Source organism: Bradyrhizobium jicamae, assembly GCF_018130695.1.
GTDB lineage: Bacteria > Pseudomonadota > Alphaproteobacteria > Rhizobiales > Xanthobacteraceae > Bradyrhizobium > Bradyrhizobium jicamae_B.
The window spans coordinates 25,311-40,979 of the sequence record NZ_JAFCJX010000025.1 but is presented as its reverse complement, the minus strand read 5'-3'; the positions used below and the strand labels follow the sequence as shown (position 1 = coordinate 40,979).

Genomic DNA, 15,669 nt, shown 5'->3' with positions numbered 1-15,669 from the left:
CCTCATGACCATTCAGCAGTCCATCCCCGTTCCCCCCGAAGCCTCGTCCGCTGAAGCGCCGTCGCGCGTCACGCCGATGATGGAACAGTACCTTGAAATAAAGTCCGCGCATCCGGGCTTGCTGCTGTTCTACCGAATGGGCGATTTCTACGAGCTGTTCTTCGAGGATGCCGAGATTGCCTCGAAGGCGCTCGGCATCGTGCTTACCAAGCGCGGCAAGCATCAGGGCATGGACATCCCGATGTGCGGCGTGCCGGTCGAGCGCTCGGAAGACTATCTGCATCGCCTGATCGGCGCCGGCCACAGAGTCGCCGTGTGCGAGCAGACCGAAAATCCTGCGGAAGCCAAGGCGCGCGGCAACAAGAGCGTGGTCCGCCGCGGCGTGGTGCGGCTGGTGACGCCGGGCACGTTGACCGAAGACACGCTGCTGGATGCCCGCACCAACAATTATTTGCTCGCGATCGCGCGCGCCCGTGGCTCGGCGGGCGCAGATCGATTGGGGCTTGCCTGGATCGACATCTCGACTTCCGAATTCATGGTGACGGAGTGCGCGACTGCGGAGATCGCGGCGACATTGGCACGCATCAATCCGAACGAGGTGATCGTCACCGACGCGCTTTATAGCGACAACGAGCTCGCGCCGACCTTGCGCGAGCTGCCGGCGGTGACGCCGCTGACCCGCGACGTCTTCGACTCCGCCACCGCCGAACGAAGGCTCTGCGACTATTTCGCGGTCGCGACCATGGACGGCCTCTCCGCGATGTCGCGGCTGGAAGCGACCGCGGCTGCCGCTGCCGTCACCTATATCGACCGCACCCAGGTCGGAAAGCGCCCGCCGCTGTCGCCGCCGGCGCGCGAGGCCGCCGGCACCACGATGGCGATCGACCCGGCCACCCGCGCCAATCTCGAGCTGACGCGCACGCTTGGCGGCGAACGCCGCGGCTCACTGCTCGATGCGATCGACTGCACGGTCACCGCGGCAGGTTCGCGCCTGCTCGCACAGCGGCTCGCCGCACCGCTGACCGATGCGGCCGCGATCGCACGGCGGCTCGATGCGATCGCAGCGTTCGTCGCCGACAGCGCGGCACGCGAGGACATCCGCACCGTGCTGAAGGTCGCGCCCGACATGTCGCGCGCGCTGGCGCGGCTGTCGGTTGGTCGCGGCGGTCCCCGCGATCTCGCGGGCCTGCGCGACGGCATCCTCGCCGCCGATCAGGCACTCGATCTGCTGGCGCAGCTCGACAATCCGCCGACCGAAGTCGCCGCCGTGATGGCGGCACTGCGCCGACCCTCGCGCGATCTCGCGCAGGAATTTTCCTGCGCGCTGTCCGAGCAACTGCCGCTGATCAAGCGCGACGGCGGCTTCGTGCGCGAAGGTTATGAAGCAGCCCTCGACGAGAGCCGCAACTTGCGCGACGCCTCGCGCCTCGTGGTCGCGGCGATGCAGGCGCGCTACGCCGAGGACACCGGCATCAAGGGCCTGAAGATCCGGCACAACAATGTGCTCGGCTATTTCGTCGAGGTGACCGCGCAGCACGGCGACAAGCTGATGACCGCGCCGCTGAACGCGACCTTCATCCATCGCCAGACGCTGGCGGGACAGGTTCGCTTCACGACATCCGAGCTCGGCGAGATCGAGGCCAAGATTGCCAATGCGGGCGACCGCGCGCTCAATCTCGAGCTCGAGATCTTCGATCGCCTCAGCGCGATGGCGCTTGCGGCCGCGGATGATCTGCGTAACGCCGCGCATGCCTTTGCGATGCTCGACGTCGCGACCGCGCTGGCCAAACTCGCGGTCGACGACAACTACGTGCGGCCCGAGGTCGATGGCTCGCTCAGCTTTGCGATCGAAGGCGGGCGGCATCCCGTGGTGGAGCAGGCGCTGAAGCGTGACGGTCAGCCGTTCATTGCGAACGCATGCGATCTGTCGCCGGCGCCGGCGCAGAAGTCCGGCCAGCTCTGGCTGATCACCGGCCCCAACATGGCCGGTAAATCGACCTTCCTGCGCCAGAACGCGCTGATCGCGCTGCTGGCACAGATCGGAAGCTACGTTCCGGCCTCGCGGGCGCGGCTCGGCATCGTCGACCGTCTGTTCTCGCGCGTCGGTGCGGCCGACGATCTGGCGCGGGGACGCTCGACCTTCATGGTCGAGATGGTCGAGACCGCCGTGATCCTGAATCAGGCGAGCGAGCGTTCGCTGGTGATCCTCGACGAGATTGGCCGTGGCACCGCAACCTTCGACGGCCTCTCGATCGCCTGGGCCGCGATCGAGCATCTGCATGAGAGCAACCGCTGCCGCACGCTGTTCGCGACGCATTATCACGAGCTGACCGCGCTCTCGGCCAAGCTGCCGCGGATGTTCAACGCGACCGTTCGCGTGAAGGAATGGCAGGGCGACGTCGTGTTCCTGCACGAGGTGTTGCCAGGCTCGGCCGACCGTTCCTACGGCATCCAGGTCGCCAAGCTCGCCGGCCTGCCGCCAGCGGTGATTGCGCGCGCCAAGTCGGTGCTGGCGAAACTCGAAGCCCAGGACCGCGGCCAGACCGCGCGCGCCCTGGTCGACGATCTGCCGCTGTTCGCGGTGCCCTCGCGCGCGGCGGCGGAAGCCGCGCCGCCGACGGAGGCCGAGCTATTAATCGAGGCAGTGAAGGCGCTGCACCCCGACGAGATGTCGCCGCGCGAGGCGCTGGACGCGCTGTATGCGTTGCGGGCGAAACTGCCGAAGTAGCCTGGCGCGGCTTCCAACAACCGGAGAATGCTGCCAAGCTGGGGTATGTCATCGCCTGCTCGGCCCATCCTCTCGCCATCGCTTTCGGCCATGCTTGCCACACGGCCAGCAACCAATCGTGAATTGGACGACATCCTTACCGAACTCGCAGCGCTGCCGACGCATCTCATCGTCCGTGCGAGCCGGGACATCGCGACGACAGCTCGACTCGGCTGGTGGCAGCCGGAAAAGCAACCGCGACAAATCATCCCGGCGCGCCGGACAAACCTGTTTTTCCAACGGATCACCGACCGGCTCTGGCCGAAAGCGCCGCCTGCTCCCTTTCCATCTGACCGGGAATTGCTCGCCACAAATGCGGACTTCGCGTGGCTATTCCTGTTCCACCCCAGCGGCTATCTCCGGGAAGCGGCGCTCTGCCGCATCGCCACGCCGCCGACCTCGCCATTCTTCCTAGCGGCTCTTGCGTTGAGGCTTAATGACTGGGTTGGACCGGTTCGCCAGGCCGCGGCACGGTGCGTCAAGCATCTTGCACCTGATGTCGCAGCAGACGTTGCAGCGGATGCAGCCGCGTATCTGCTCGGACGTCGCTTCGCCTGGGAGCGTTGGAGCGATGAGGCACACATGCTCGATCTTGTCTTCGCGCGCGCAGACGTTCTTGCGGCTTTGGCGAAGCGATTACAGGACACCCCCACCGGTCCGATGGGCGATTGCCTTCGCAACGCGTTGCGCTTTCCCGACTCCGATCAGCATCTGTCGAAGTTGGCAGCAACCGCCATTCAACCATCCGTCCGCGCGATCGCGTACAAATGCCTGATCTCCCGGAAAGCCGCGTGGCACGCCGGCTTCGAGTGGGCGTGGATCGACAAGGTCTACGGCCTGCGACGGCGCGTTCCCAAGCTCGAGACCCGCGACATCCAGACCGATGGTCCCGTCGTCGATTTCATCGTCGCCGGCATTCGCGACAGGTCGGCCTTCGTTCGGAAGACGGTCGCAGATGCCATGATCGGCGTGCGGTCTCAAATTGAGGATGAGGGACACTTGGTGGCTCAACTGGCGGCGGACCCAAACCCGGCCGTGCGGTCGCGTGGCGACTTTATGGTGAGGCACCAGGGAGAGAGGTCACCGTCTTCTTGAAGGCGATGGTGCCGGCGGTGCCGTAGGGTGGGCAAAGCGAAGCGTGCCCACCATTCCCGCCAGTGCTCTTGATGGTGGGCACGGCGCAAGCGCGCCTTTGCCCACCCTACGCAGCTACTGCCGAAGTAATCGCTCTCTCCCCGTCATTGCGAGCGAAGCGAAGCAATCCATTGCTCCACATGTGCGGAGAGATGGATTGCTTCGTCGCTTTGCTCCTCGCAATGACGATGGTCAGGTTCGCGCGCTCTTCCGCCGTCCATTCCACCACAGCATCAAATTCCACGCGATACACGTCGCGAGCGCGCAGCTGAGCCCGATCGCCGAGCCGAATTGCGCGACCGCGAGGTGCAACACCGCGACGCCAAGGCCGAAGCCCAGCAGGCCCCAGGCGCTGTTGGCGAGCACGGCCGCGGTGGCGGGGCCGCCGATGCGGGGATGCAGGATCAGCATCATCGAGGAGAACACGATCGGAAACAGCGCCATCACGCCGGTCACGCGCGGGCCGACCCAACTCGACGCCGTCACCACGGTCCCGACCAGGCTCGCAACCAGCGCCGCGCGCAGCGGGATGTCGTACCAGCGCCGCGCGATCAGCGGCATCTTCGCGACGTGGCGATACGGCTTGAGCAGGGGAATGCAGATCGCAAAGGTGACGGCATTGACGATCAGCCCGGCGGCAAACGACCAGGCGAACTGGCGCATGATGGTGGCGAGCACCAGCCAAAGCGCGATGGCGCTGCCGGCACTGATCCACATGCTGAAGCGCTGCGCCAGCACGGTATAGGCGAGACCCATGCAGACGGTGGCGGCATTGACCGGCAGGCTCGCCAGCGCGCCCTCGGCAATGAAGGCCGGGTCATGGTCGAGTGCGAGGAAGACATAGGCCGGCCCGGCCGAGATCGGCAGTGTGGCGACCAGCGCACCGATCACCGGCCCCGAGCGCTCGGTGATGATGGACGCGCTGACCACGAACGCCGCCGCGACGGCCATGCGCAGCACGAGGATCAGGAGAAAGTAGAGGTCGGGGGACATGGATTGTCGTCCCGGCGAAGGCCGGGACCCATAACCACGACAGTGCGTGGGGAGCAAAAGTCGGTGGGCAACGAGGCTTGAAGCGAAAGAGCACGGCGTATGGGTCCCGGCCTTCGCCGGGACGACAACTAAATCCGCTTCATCGTCACCGAGACCTTCGGACCGTTCTTGATGGTCTGATAGACCACGCAATAACGCTCGGTGAGTTTCAGCAGGAGATCGAGCTTTTCCTGCGGCGCGTCGGTGCCGACTTCGAAGCGTAACCTGATCTCGGCGAAGCCGACCGGGGTCTCCTTGTCGACGCCGAGCGTGCCGCGGAAATCGAGATCGCCCTCGGCGATCACGACGCCGCTCGTCAGGGGCACCTCGACGGCGGTGGCGACCGATTTCAGGGTGACGCCGGCGCAGGCGACCAGCGCTTCCAGCAGCATGTCGCCGGAGCAGAGCTCAAGCCCGGAGCCGCCAGTTGCGGGATGCAGGCCTGCAACCGCGAGCGCGCGGCCGGTCTCGACCTTGCAGGCAATCCCTTCGTTCTCGATCGAGCCCTTGGCCTTCAGCGTGATCACGGCGGCCGACGGATCGGCCTTGTAACGCTCCTTGATCGGGGCCTGCATTGCGCGGAGTTCGGCGGCGTCCATGGTCTGTCTCCCGGCGTTCTTCTTGCCAACCGGGTGTAAGGCCTTATGGCGCCGATGTCACCACCACATGGCCTCTCCAGCGCTTGATTTGTCCGCGATCGCCCGCACCGAACGGTCCAGCGAGCGGTCGAGTGCGGTCAGCACCCGCCGCTTGAAATTGTCGAACAGCTCCGACTTGCGGTCGCGCGGCCGCGCGAGGTTGATCTTGATCTCCTCGAACAGCCGGCCCGGCCGCGGCCGCATCACCAGCACGCGGTCGGCGAGTACCACTGCCTCGTCGACATCATGAGTGACCAGGATCAGGGTCGGACGCTGGTCGGCCCAGAGAGCGAGCAGATGGTCCTGCAGATCGCGCCGCGTGAAGGCGTCGAGTGCGGAGAATGGTTCATCCAGCAGCAGCACTTCCGGCTGCGGCACCAGCGCGCGCGCAATCGCGACCCGCTGCGCCTGCCCGCCAGACAATTCGCGCGGCCAGGCGGCGGCCTTGTCGGTGAGGCCAACGCGTGCGAGCGCCAGCGCGATCCGCTTGCGCCGCTCCTCGGCCGGGAGATCGGTGAGGCCGAAGCCGATATTGTCGGCGACGCTGAGCCAGGGCAGCAGCCGCGGCTCTTGGAAGATGATGCCGATCTTGGCATGCGGCGAGGTGATGGTGGTGTTGTCGAGCGTCACCGCGCCGGTCGAGGCGCGATCGAGGCCGGCGATGGCGCGGAGCAGAGTCGACTTGCCACAGCCGGAGCCGCCGATGATGGCGACGATCTCCCCCGGCGGAATTTCTGCCGTGAAGCGCTCGAGCGCGTGCACGCCGTTCGGATACGTCTTGCCGACGTCCTTCAGGGCGAGCATCAGGCGCCTCCCCGATGGCTGAAACCGTCCTGCCAGCGCAGCAGCGGCGCGGTCGCGAGCTCGATGAGCCAATCCGTGGTCTTGCCGAGGATGGCGAAGATCACGATCGCGGCGAGGATTTGCGCGGGCTTGCCAAGCTGCTGGCCGTCGATCAGGAGATAGCCGAGCCCTTCGGACGCGCCCATGAATTCGGCGGCGACGACGAACATCCAGCCCAGCCCAAGGCCAACGCGCAGCGCCACCACATAGGCCGGCAACACGGCGGGCAGCAGGATGCGGCGGATCATCGCCAGTCCCGAGAGACGGAAGATGCGGCCGACCTCGACGATCTTGCGATCGACCGAGAGGATCGCGCCCATCACGCCGAGATAGACCGGAAAGAACACGCCGACCGCGATCAGCGCGATCTTCGAGGTCTCGAAAATGCCGAGCCAGAGGATGAAGAGCGGCACCCAGGCGATCGACGGGATCGCGCGCAGCGCCTGCACGGTCGGATCGAGCAGCCGGCGCGCCAGACCCCAATAGCCGCAGATCGCGCCGAGGATAGTGCCGGAGATCACGCCGAGCACGAAACCGGCACCGACGCGGGTCAGGGTCGCGATAATGTGGCGGGTGAGCTCGCCGCTTTTGGCGAGTTCGACAATGGTGGCGAAGATCCTTGACGGCGGCGGAACGAGGCGGCCGTTGGACCAGCCGAGCATCACGACGAGCTCCCAGCCGAGCGCGAGCACGACCGGCAGCAACAGCCCGAGCGCGGGGCGCGCGTAACGCGACCACCCTGCCGAGGCCACGCGGTGCGCGGTCACGTCGGTTCGTTCAAGGGCTGGCAGGTCGACGGTCATGGCCATAGCAAGAACGACTCTTCGGAGAGGATTGCAAGGCGGGGCTCGCTCCGAACTATCCCCGTCGTCCTGACGAAAGTCAGGACCCATTACCACCGGGTCCAGTTGTTGGAAGCAAGCGTAGCCCCGGCGTCACGCCAAAACGCACATTCGTGGTAATGGGTCCTGGCTTTCGCCAGGACGACAGTTTTTTGCGGCGCTTGTGCCACCCCTCACTGCAACTAATTCGTCGGCAGCGGAACCTGGTCGTCGATCAGCGAGTCCAACGCCGCCTTCACATCGACCTTGGCGTCGATGACGCCGGCCTGCTGCAAAGCGAGGCCGGCCGCGAGGATGGACTCGCGCTGGGCGCTACCGATGCGGCTGTGGGTCAGTTCGGTGCGTTCCTTCAGCTGCTTGTCGACGACCGCATCCGGCAGCTTGGTCACCGCGATGAAGGTCTTCTTCAGCTCATCGTAGTTCGCCAGCGAATATTTCCGCGCCTCTTCGTAAGTGGCGAGCACGCGGCGGGCGATGTCCGGATAGTCCTTCAAGAACTGCTCGCGCACATTGAGGATGCCCCAGGTGTTGGCATCGGCCTTGCGGTAGAACAGCTTTGCGCCCTCCTCGACCTCGGCCTGCGCCATCATCGGATCGAGGCCGGCCCAGGCGTCGACGTCGCCGCGGATCAGCGCGGTCTTGCCGTCGGCGTGCTGCAGCAGCACCGGCGTGATATCCTTTTCCGACAGGCCGGCGCCGAGCAGCGCGCGGACCAGGAAGATGTGCGGGTCGGTGCCGCGGGTCACCGCGACGCGCTTGCCCTTGAGGTCCGCAACGGAGGCGATCCTGGAGTCCTTGCCGGTGACCAGCGCAGTCCATTCCGGCCGCGAATAGACATAGATCGACTTGATCGGGTTTCCGTTGATCCTGGCGACCAGCGCGGCCGAGCCCGCGGTCGAGCCGAAATCGATCGAGCCGGCGTTGAGGAATTCCAGCGCCTTGTTGGAACCGGCCGACTGCACCCAGGTGACGGTGATGCCGTCCTTGGCGAACTCCTTCTCGAGCAGCCCCTTCTGCTTGAGCACCATCGACACCGGGTTGTAGGTCGCCCAGTCGATCCGGATCTCCTTCAACGCGTCGGCGGCAAATGCCGCGCCGGGAAGCAGGGCCGCGGCCGCGACGAGGCCAGCCAGAGCACGCCGTGAAAATTTGGGCATAGTGTCGATCTCCCCGAGACGATAAAAACGCCCTTTTATTTCAATGTGTTAGACTTGCGGTCAACAGGAAAATCCATACTTTCGACGGGGCGGCGCGAGAACGGTTTTGCCCAAAGCGTCGTCAGGAGAGCATGGAGCCACTGCCCTCATACTTTGGTCAGTGACAGCAAAGGCCGCGTCCGTTATCGGAAGAGTGCATGGACAGTGTCGTAGCAGAAGGCCGCGCTGAAGCGGATGACCGGTTCGAGACCGCGCGGATATCAGCCGCGCTCGATGCGCTCGCCGAAAAACATTCCGGCCGCGAGGACCAGTTCCGCGCCGCCATGGCGCAGATGCTCAAGGCCGAGATGGTCAAGGCCCGCGCCACCGCGCAGGCGGTGCTGCTGAGGGATCGTCACGGCCGGCGCTGCGCGGAGCGGCTCTGCTTCATGCAGGACGAGATCATCCGCATCCTGTATCAGGCGGCGACCAAGCATCTCTATCACACGCCCAACCCGTCCGGCGGCGAACGCATGTCGGTGGTCGCGACCGGCGGCTATGGCCGCGGGCTGATGGCGCCGGAATCCGACATCGATCTCTTGTTCATCCTGCCCTACAAGCAGACCGCTTGGGGCGAGCAGGTCGCCGAGGCCATTCTCTATGGCCTGTGGGACATGGGGCTGAAGGTCGGCCATGCCACGCGCTCGGTCGACGAATCGATCCGCCAGGCCCGCGGCGACATGACGATCCGCACCGCGATCCTGGAGACGCGCTTCCTCGCCGGCGACCAGCCGCTCTATGACGAATTGGTCGAGCGCTTCGACAAGGAGGTCGTGCAGGGCACGGCGTCCGAATTCGTCACCGCCAAACTCGCCGAGCGCGAGGAGCGGCATCGTCGTGGCGGCCAGTCGCGCTACCTGGTCGAGCCGAATGTGAAGGACGGCAAGGGCGGCCTGCGCGACCTGCACACGCTGTTCTGGATCGCCAAATACGTCTACCGCGTGCGCGAAACCGACGAGTTGCTGGAACGCGGCGTCTTCGACGCGCAGGAATATCGCACCTTCCGCCGCTGCGCCGATTTCCTCTGGTCGGTGCGCTGCAATCTGCACTTCTTCGCCGGCCGCGCCGAGGAGCGGCTGTCGTTCGACATGCAGCGCGAGATCGCGGTGCGGCTCGGCTACACCTCGCATCCAGGCATGCAGGACGTCGAGCGCTTCATGAAGCACTACTTTCTGATCGCAAAGGACGTCGGCGACCTCACCGCGATCCTGTGCGCCAAGCTGGAGGACGAGCAGGCCAAGCCCGCGCCGGTGCTGAGCCGCATGGTGGCGCGGCTGCGGCCGGGCAACGCCAAGCGGCGGCGGGTGCCGGACAGCGACGATTTCATCGTCGACAACAACCGCATCAACCTCGCCGCGCCCGATGTCTTCAAGCACGACCCGGTCAATCTGATCCGGATTTTCCGTTTGGCGCAGAAGAACAATCTCGCATTCCATCCCGATGCGATGCGCACGGTGACGCGCTCGCTGAAGCTGGTCAACACGCAGCTGCGCGAAAATCCGGAAGCCAACCGTCTCTTCATGGAGATCCTGACCTCGAACGACGCCGAGACCGTGCTGCGGCGGATGAACGAGACCGGCGTGCTCGGCCACTTCATCCGCGCCTTCGGCAAGATCGTGTCGATGATGCAGTTCAACATGTATCACCACTACACGGTGGACGAGCATCTGATTCGCTGCGTCGGCTTCCTGCAGGACATCGAGCGCGGCGGCAATGAAGAGTTCGTGGTCGCGAGCGACCTGTTCCGCAAGATCCAGCCCGAGCATCGGCCGGTGATCTACATCACCGTGCTGTTGCACGACATTGCCAAGGGCCGGCCCGAGGATCACTCGATCGCGGGGGCCAAGGTGGCGCGGCGGCTGTGCCCGCGGCTCGGCTTTTCCGCCGCCGACACCGAACTCGTGGCCTGGCTGATCGAGGAGCATTTGACGATGTCGACGGTCGCGCAGTCGCGCGATCTGTCGGACCGCAAGACGATCGAGAATTTTGCCGCCGTGGTGCAATCGGTCGAGCAGATGAAGCTGCTGACCATCCTGACCACCGCCGACATCCGCGGCGTCGGCCCGGGCGTGTGGAACGGCTGGAAGGCGCAGCTGCTGCGCACGCTGTATTACGAGACCGAGCCGGTGCTGACCGGTGGCTTTTCGGAGGTCAACCGCGCCCAGCGCATCGCGATGGCGCAGGCCGAGTTCCGCCGCGAGTTCACCGAATGGCCGGAAGTCGAGCTCAACGCCTATATCGGCCGGCACTATCCGGCCTATTGGCTCAAGGTCGAGCTGCAGCGCAAGATCCGCCAGGCGCGCTTCATCCGCGCCAGCGAGCAGGCCGGCCACAAGCTTGCGATCAATGTCGGCTTCGACGAGATGCGCGGCGTCACCGAGCTGACCATCCTCGCCGTCGACCACCCCTGGCTGCTGTCGATCATCGCGGGCGCCTGCGCCTCGGCCGGCGCCAACATCGTCGACGCGCAGATCTACACGACCACCGACGGCCGCGCGCTCGACACCATTTCGATCTCGCGGGAATACGACCGCGACGAAGACGAGGGCCGGCGTGCCACGCGGATCGGCGAGATGATCGAGGACGTGCTGGAAGGCAAGCTGCGGCTGCCCGAAGCGGTGGCGCGCCGCACCGTGCGGACCAAGACCCGGCCCTTCATCGTCGAGCCTGAAGTCACCATCAACAATGCCTGGTCAGACCGCTACACCGTGATCGAGGTCTCCGGCCTCGACCGGCCCGGCCTGCTCTACCAGCTCACCACGGCGATCTCGAAGCTGAACCTCAACATCGCCTCCGCCCACGTCGCGACCTTCGGCGAACGCGCCCGCGACGTGTTCTATGTGACTGACTTGCTCGGCGCCCAAATCAACGCGCCGACCCGACAGGCCGCGATCAAGAGCGCGCTGCTGCATCTGTTGTCGAGCGAGGACAACGCCGCGAAGCCCGCGGCGTAGACGGTGCCGTAGGGTGGGTTAGCCGTAGGCGGAACCCACCATCTTTCCGACCAACTCGCATCATCGAGCAATGAAATACCGCCGGTGGGTTACGCCTTGCATGATCGCATGTTGAACGACCGCCGATGCGTTCCGGCTAACCCACCCTACGATCCGTCGTTGCACCTCAACTGAACAGCCGCAACAGCAGCGCCTTGCCGACAGGCGCGGCGCGCACGCCGTGGAAGGCGCGGACATATTCGCCGGCGTAGAAGGCGCGGACCACGCTCACCCGCGTTGCGACCGCATCCTCGAAACGGACGCCAAAGCCATCGCTGGTCCGGCGCACGACGAGCGCGGAGACGCTCTGGCCATAGACATTGCACTTCAGGACCGTGCCGACCGGCGGCGGCGCGGCATCGATGAAGCGCGCGCCGGTGATCGAGATGTCGGCCATCCGCACCAGCCGCGACGCGTGGCCTTGCTGGATCAGCACCGGCTCGTCGCGCTCGAAGCGCTCCGCCTTGCGGCGGCGCGGCTGCTCGATGCAGATGAAGCAGACGATCGCCAGCACGACGCAATTGTACAGGCTCCAGGCCAGCGCCAGCCCGCCATAGGCGATGTTTTCTCCTCTCAGGTTCAGGATGAACGCATAGGAGATCGCGAACAGCGTGATCACGAGCGCGGCGCCGTAGATCCGCAGCAGCGGCCACTCGACAAAGCGGCGGTTGCGATCGCCGCCCTTGGCGGTGACCTTGAACTTGTGGCCCTGCGGCTTGGCCAATCCGGTCACGACGGCCTTCAACACGGCGGGCGCGGCGATGTATTGCGACACGTCGGTCATGATCGCGAGCGAGCGGCCGCGCGAGATCCAGGCCATCGTGAAGGCGTGCCAGACATAGAACGGCAGGAAGTATTTCAGCAGTTCGAACAGATCGGCATGCACCGCCTTGATGCCGAACAGCAGGAACAGCCAGGGCACCACGAGTCCAAGCACCTTCGTGCTGTAGACGGCGGCCCAGCTCATGAAAGAATCGACCAGCGACAGCCGATCCATGAAATCGAGCCTCGATTGCGTCGAGAACGGCCCGCTGCGCCCCCTGATGATCTGCATGAAGCCGAGGCACCAGCGGCCACGCTGGGTGATGTATTCCTTCAGCCCTTCCGGCGCGAGGCCGAGCGTCAAGCGCTCGTTCAGATAGACGGTGCGCAGGCCGTGCTCTTTCAGACGCAGGGTGACGAGGTAGTCCTCCGTCACCGAGTCCGTCGGGAAGCCGCCGATCTGCATCAACCCGTCGAAGCGGATCACCGAGGAGGTACCGCAGCAGAACGCGGTGCCCCAGGCGTCCTTTGCCGGCATCAGGATGTCGAAGAAGAAGCGCTGCTCGTCCGGCCAGACCTCCGACGTTGCAAGATTGACCTGGATCGGATCGGCATTGATGAAGTGCTGCGGCGTCTGCACCACGCCGACATCGTCTCGCATCAGGCTCAGGGCCCGGGTCAGGAAGTCCGGCATCGGCACGAAATCGGCATCGAGGATGGAGATGAATTCCGGCCGGTCCTGCAGACCCGCGACATGCTTGAGCGCGTGATTGATATTGCCGGCCTTGGCGTGGCTGTTGTCGGGCCGAGTCAGGTAGTTGCAGCCGAGTTCCTGGGTCAGCCGCTTCAGCCAGAGCCTGCGGCCATCGTCGAGCACCCACACCCGATAATAGGGATAGTCGAGCCCGGTGGCGCCGATGATGGTGCGCTCCAGGATCGCCTTCTCTTCATTGTAGGTGCAGATGAAGACGTCGACGAGTGGCGTCGACTGCTGCGCCTTCGGCTGGCGCAGCCGGCTGTTCACCTCGGGCGAGCGATCGATGGTGCGGCTGAGAAACAGCAGCGACAGGCAGACCGCGACCAGCGAGGCCGCCTCCGCCAGCATGAAGGGATAGCCGACGATGGCGTCGGCGGTGAGGGCGAGCGGCGGCATGGTCTCGGTAACGCGCCAGACGAAGTAGCGAGCCAGCAGGACAACGGACACGCCCGCCATCAGCACGCGCGCGAACATGTGCTCGCGCCGCAGCAGCGGCAGGATGGCAAGGCAGGCGCCGAAGGCGATCATCCCGGGCGCAAGGGCCGCGATCATGGCTTGGCCGCGGTGTCGTTGAACACGACCCGGCCGGTGCGGCCGACCGCGCAATCCTTGCCCGCGGCCTCGCTCGCCGGGACGGACACCGTGACCCGATAAGGCTCCTTGTTGAGCGCATCGGGGTTGATCGCGAGATTCGCCGGCGCGCCCGACGCGCCCGTCAGATTGACCACCTGACCCCTGAGCACGGGGCTGCCGTCATTCGGCTCGAAGCTTGCGGGCTCGCCGAGCTTCAGGCGGTTGTAGACGCTCTCGGTGACATTCGCGGTGACGACCGCGCCCGCGCAATCCAGCACCTTCAGCAGGGACTGCCCGCCCCTGACATCCTCACCAGGCGAGGTCATCATCTCCCAGATGCGGCCGGCGACCGGCGCCTTGATATCAGCCTCCGAGCGGCTGATGTAATGCAGCTGCTCGACCGCGATCTCATGGGTCAGCCATTCGATCTCGGCATCGGTGTGCGTGAGGTCGGCGCGCAAATCTGCAGCGCGCTGGCGCATCTCCTCCTCGCGCTGCGCCGAGCTCGGCCGGTCGTTGTAGCTGTCGCCGAGATAGGTGCCGCTGCGGACGGCGGTCAGTTCGACCTTGGCGGCATCGAGCCGCCGGCGGGCGCCGACCTCGGTCTGCTGGGCGACCGACTGCTCGCGAGTCAGCCGCGCCAGCTCCACGGTCGAGACAGTGCCCGTCTTGGCGAGCGACGACGCGCGCTCAACGGCGGCGACCGCGTCCTCGCGGCGAGCGGCGGCGGCTTCGATCGCCGACTGGATCTCGGCGATGCGCGCCTCGAGCTGCAGGATACGGCCGTCGCGGAACTGGCCGGCCTGGCGAGCGAGATCCTGCTGCGCAGCCTCGGCGGTGGCGAGCTTCGCTGCCAGGCTCGGCCGCTGATTTTCCAGCCGCGACATCTGCCGCCTGAGATCGTCGAGCCTGGTCCGGTCACCGCGCGTATTGACGACACGCAGGATCACGTCGCCCTCGCTGACGCCGCTCAATCCGGTGGGATAGCCGGCCTTTGTGGTCACAGTGCCGTCGATCGGCGAGCGCAGCGTGACGATCCGCGCATTGACCACGGCCTCGACGCTCGAGGTCTGCCAGATCGCCTTGAGCGGCAGCCACCCGAACACGGCGACGATGGCAAGTCCCGCCGCGATCTTGAAGAAGCGGCGAACTATCCGGCCTGATGAGCGCGCAGGCGCGTCAGCATTCGCTGAACCGTCGGCGACCGGCTCCTCCACAGGCGGCTGCACTCGATCGTGCAGGTCGCGCTGCAGAGCTCGCGCGCCGTGGCCGCGATCGAATGATGTGGTGCTTGGCTCATCGGGAGACGTGGGCACATCTTCCCTTGAGACCTGTTTTTGTTGCGCCTGGTCCATGGCAGCTGGCCCTGAGTTTGTCAGCGATAGAACTAACGCATCACAACCCATGGGCGATGCGGGTGCCAATCAAGGAGATACAAGTGTGCTTAAGAACGCCCTAAAGGGGGTCCTGGCATCGTTTGGAAAAACTGATGCAATGTTGAAATGGTACTTTCGTACTTCAGTCGTGCCGATGCGTCGGCAAAATCGGTTAAATTGCAACCCCCTCGTGGCGCAGCAGCCAGCGCTTGCGCTCCAGCCCGCCGCCATATTTCACCAGCGAGCCGTTGGCGCCGATCAGGCGGTGGCAGGGCACGACGACGCTGATCGGATTGGAGCCGTTGGCATGGCCGACCGCGCGCATCGCGTTCGGCACCTTCAATTTTGCAGCCAGCGCGCCATAGCTCATCGTGGTGCCCGCCGGAATGTTGGGCAGCGCGGTCCAGACCTTTTGCTGAAACGGCGTGCCGGCGACGCGCCATTTGATGGTGGCAAGACGGTCGAGATCGCCCTTGAAGTAGCCGGCAAGCGCGGTCCTGAGATCGCCGGGCGCGCGAGCCTCCTTCAGGTTCACCGCGCCGTAATGCAGCCGAAGCAACTCCAGCATCCGCGCCTCGTAATCGTCCCAGTCGAGCGCGCGCAACAGACCGTCGTCGTCGGTGACCAGCAACGCGGTGCCGATCGGCGTGGTCAGGCGGTCGAGGCGGAATGTCTCAGACGTCTTGGTTTGGAGCGGCTTCGTTTGGAGCGTCTTGGCGGTCGTCTTTTGCGCGGTCATCGTCGGTCCGGAAAATC

The 15,669-nt window shown here is 65.4% G+C and carries 11 protein-coding genes; 3 read left to right on the top strand and 8 right to left on the bottom strand.

The window, feature by feature from the left end; all coding sequences use genetic code 11:
* The first annotated feature begins 4 nt into the window (after positions 1-4).
* Positions 5-2,728 (top strand): DNA mismatch repair protein MutS, encoded by a 2,724-nt coding sequence (gene mutS / locus JQ604_RS30320; protein WP_212364367.1) that lies wholly within the window; start codon positions 5-7, stop codon positions 2,726-2,728.
* A 123-nt stretch (positions 2,729-2,851) separates the two neighbouring features.
* The gene (locus JQ604_RS30315) at positions 2,852-3,862 is read left to right on the top strand and encodes a hypothetical protein (RefSeq protein WP_212364366.1); all 1,011 of its coding nucleotides are present in this window, start codon (positions 2,852-2,854) and stop codon (positions 3,860-3,862) included.
* 231 nt (positions 3,863-4,093) lie between these two features.
* Here JQ604_RS30315 and JQ604_RS30310 read toward each other — a convergent pair whose 3' ends face one another.
* The 5 genes from JQ604_RS30310 to JQ604_RS30290 form a co-directional block, all read right to left on the bottom strand.
* Positions 4,094-4,894, bottom strand: a complete 801-nt coding sequence (locus tag JQ604_RS30310) for a hypothetical protein (RefSeq protein ID WP_212364365.1) — start codon at positions 4,892-4,894, stop codon at positions 4,094-4,096.
* 128 nt (positions 4,895-5,022) lie between these two features.
* Entirely contained in the window at positions 5,023-5,532 is a 510-nt protein-coding gene (locus tag JQ604_RS30305) for an OsmC family protein (protein WP_212364364.1), read from the bottom strand.
* A gap of 57 nt (positions 5,533-5,589) precedes the next feature.
* A complete protein-coding gene (locus JQ604_RS30300; RefSeq protein ID WP_212364363.1) occupies positions 5,590-6,375 on the bottom strand; it encodes an ABC transporter ATP-binding protein in 786 nt (261 codons plus the stop codon).
* Positions 6,375-7,223: an ABC transporter permease gene (locus tag JQ604_RS30295; RefSeq protein ID WP_433996298.1), complete on the bottom strand. Its 849-nt coding sequence runs from the start codon at positions 7,221-7,223 to the stop codon at positions 6,375-6,377. The genes JQ604_RS30300 and JQ604_RS30295 overlap by 1 nt, the downstream gene beginning before the upstream one ends.
* 215 nt (positions 7,224-7,438) lie before the next feature.
* Positions 7,439-8,413: an aliphatic sulfonate ABC transporter substrate-binding protein gene (locus JQ604_RS30290; RefSeq protein WP_212364362.1), complete on the bottom strand. Its 975-nt coding sequence runs from the start codon at positions 8,411-8,413 to the stop codon at positions 7,439-7,441.
* Positions 8,414-8,610: 197 nt separating this feature from the next.
* Between JQ604_RS30290 and JQ604_RS30285 the strand changes: the two genes are divergently transcribed.
* Positions 8,611-11,406, top strand: coding sequence for a [protein-PII] uridylyltransferase (locus JQ604_RS30285; protein WP_212364361.1), 2,796 nt, complete (start codon positions 8,611-8,613; stop codon positions 11,404-11,406).
* Between the two features lie 166 nt (positions 11,407-11,572).
* Here the strand turns inward: JQ604_RS30285 and JQ604_RS30280 are convergent, their stop codons facing one another.
* From JQ604_RS30280 to JQ604_RS30270, 3 genes are all read right to left on the bottom strand, one after another.
* Positions 11,573-13,516, bottom strand: a complete 1,944-nt coding sequence (locus JQ604_RS30280) for a glycosyltransferase (RefSeq protein WP_212364360.1) — start codon at positions 13,514-13,516, stop codon at positions 11,573-11,575.
* A complete protein-coding gene (locus JQ604_RS30275; RefSeq protein ID WP_433996297.1) occupies positions 13,513-14,766 on the bottom strand; it encodes an HlyD family secretion protein in 1,254 nt (417 codons plus the stop codon). Before JQ604_RS30275 ends, JQ604_RS30280 begins: the two co-directional genes overlap by 4 nt.
* Before the next feature lie 319 nt (positions 14,767-15,085).
* Positions 15,086-15,652, bottom strand: a complete 567-nt coding sequence (locus JQ604_RS30270) for a methylated-DNA--[protein]-cysteine S-methyltransferase (RefSeq protein ID WP_212364433.1) — start codon at positions 15,650-15,652, stop codon at positions 15,086-15,088.
* Positions 15,653-15,669: the final 17 nt, after the last annotated feature.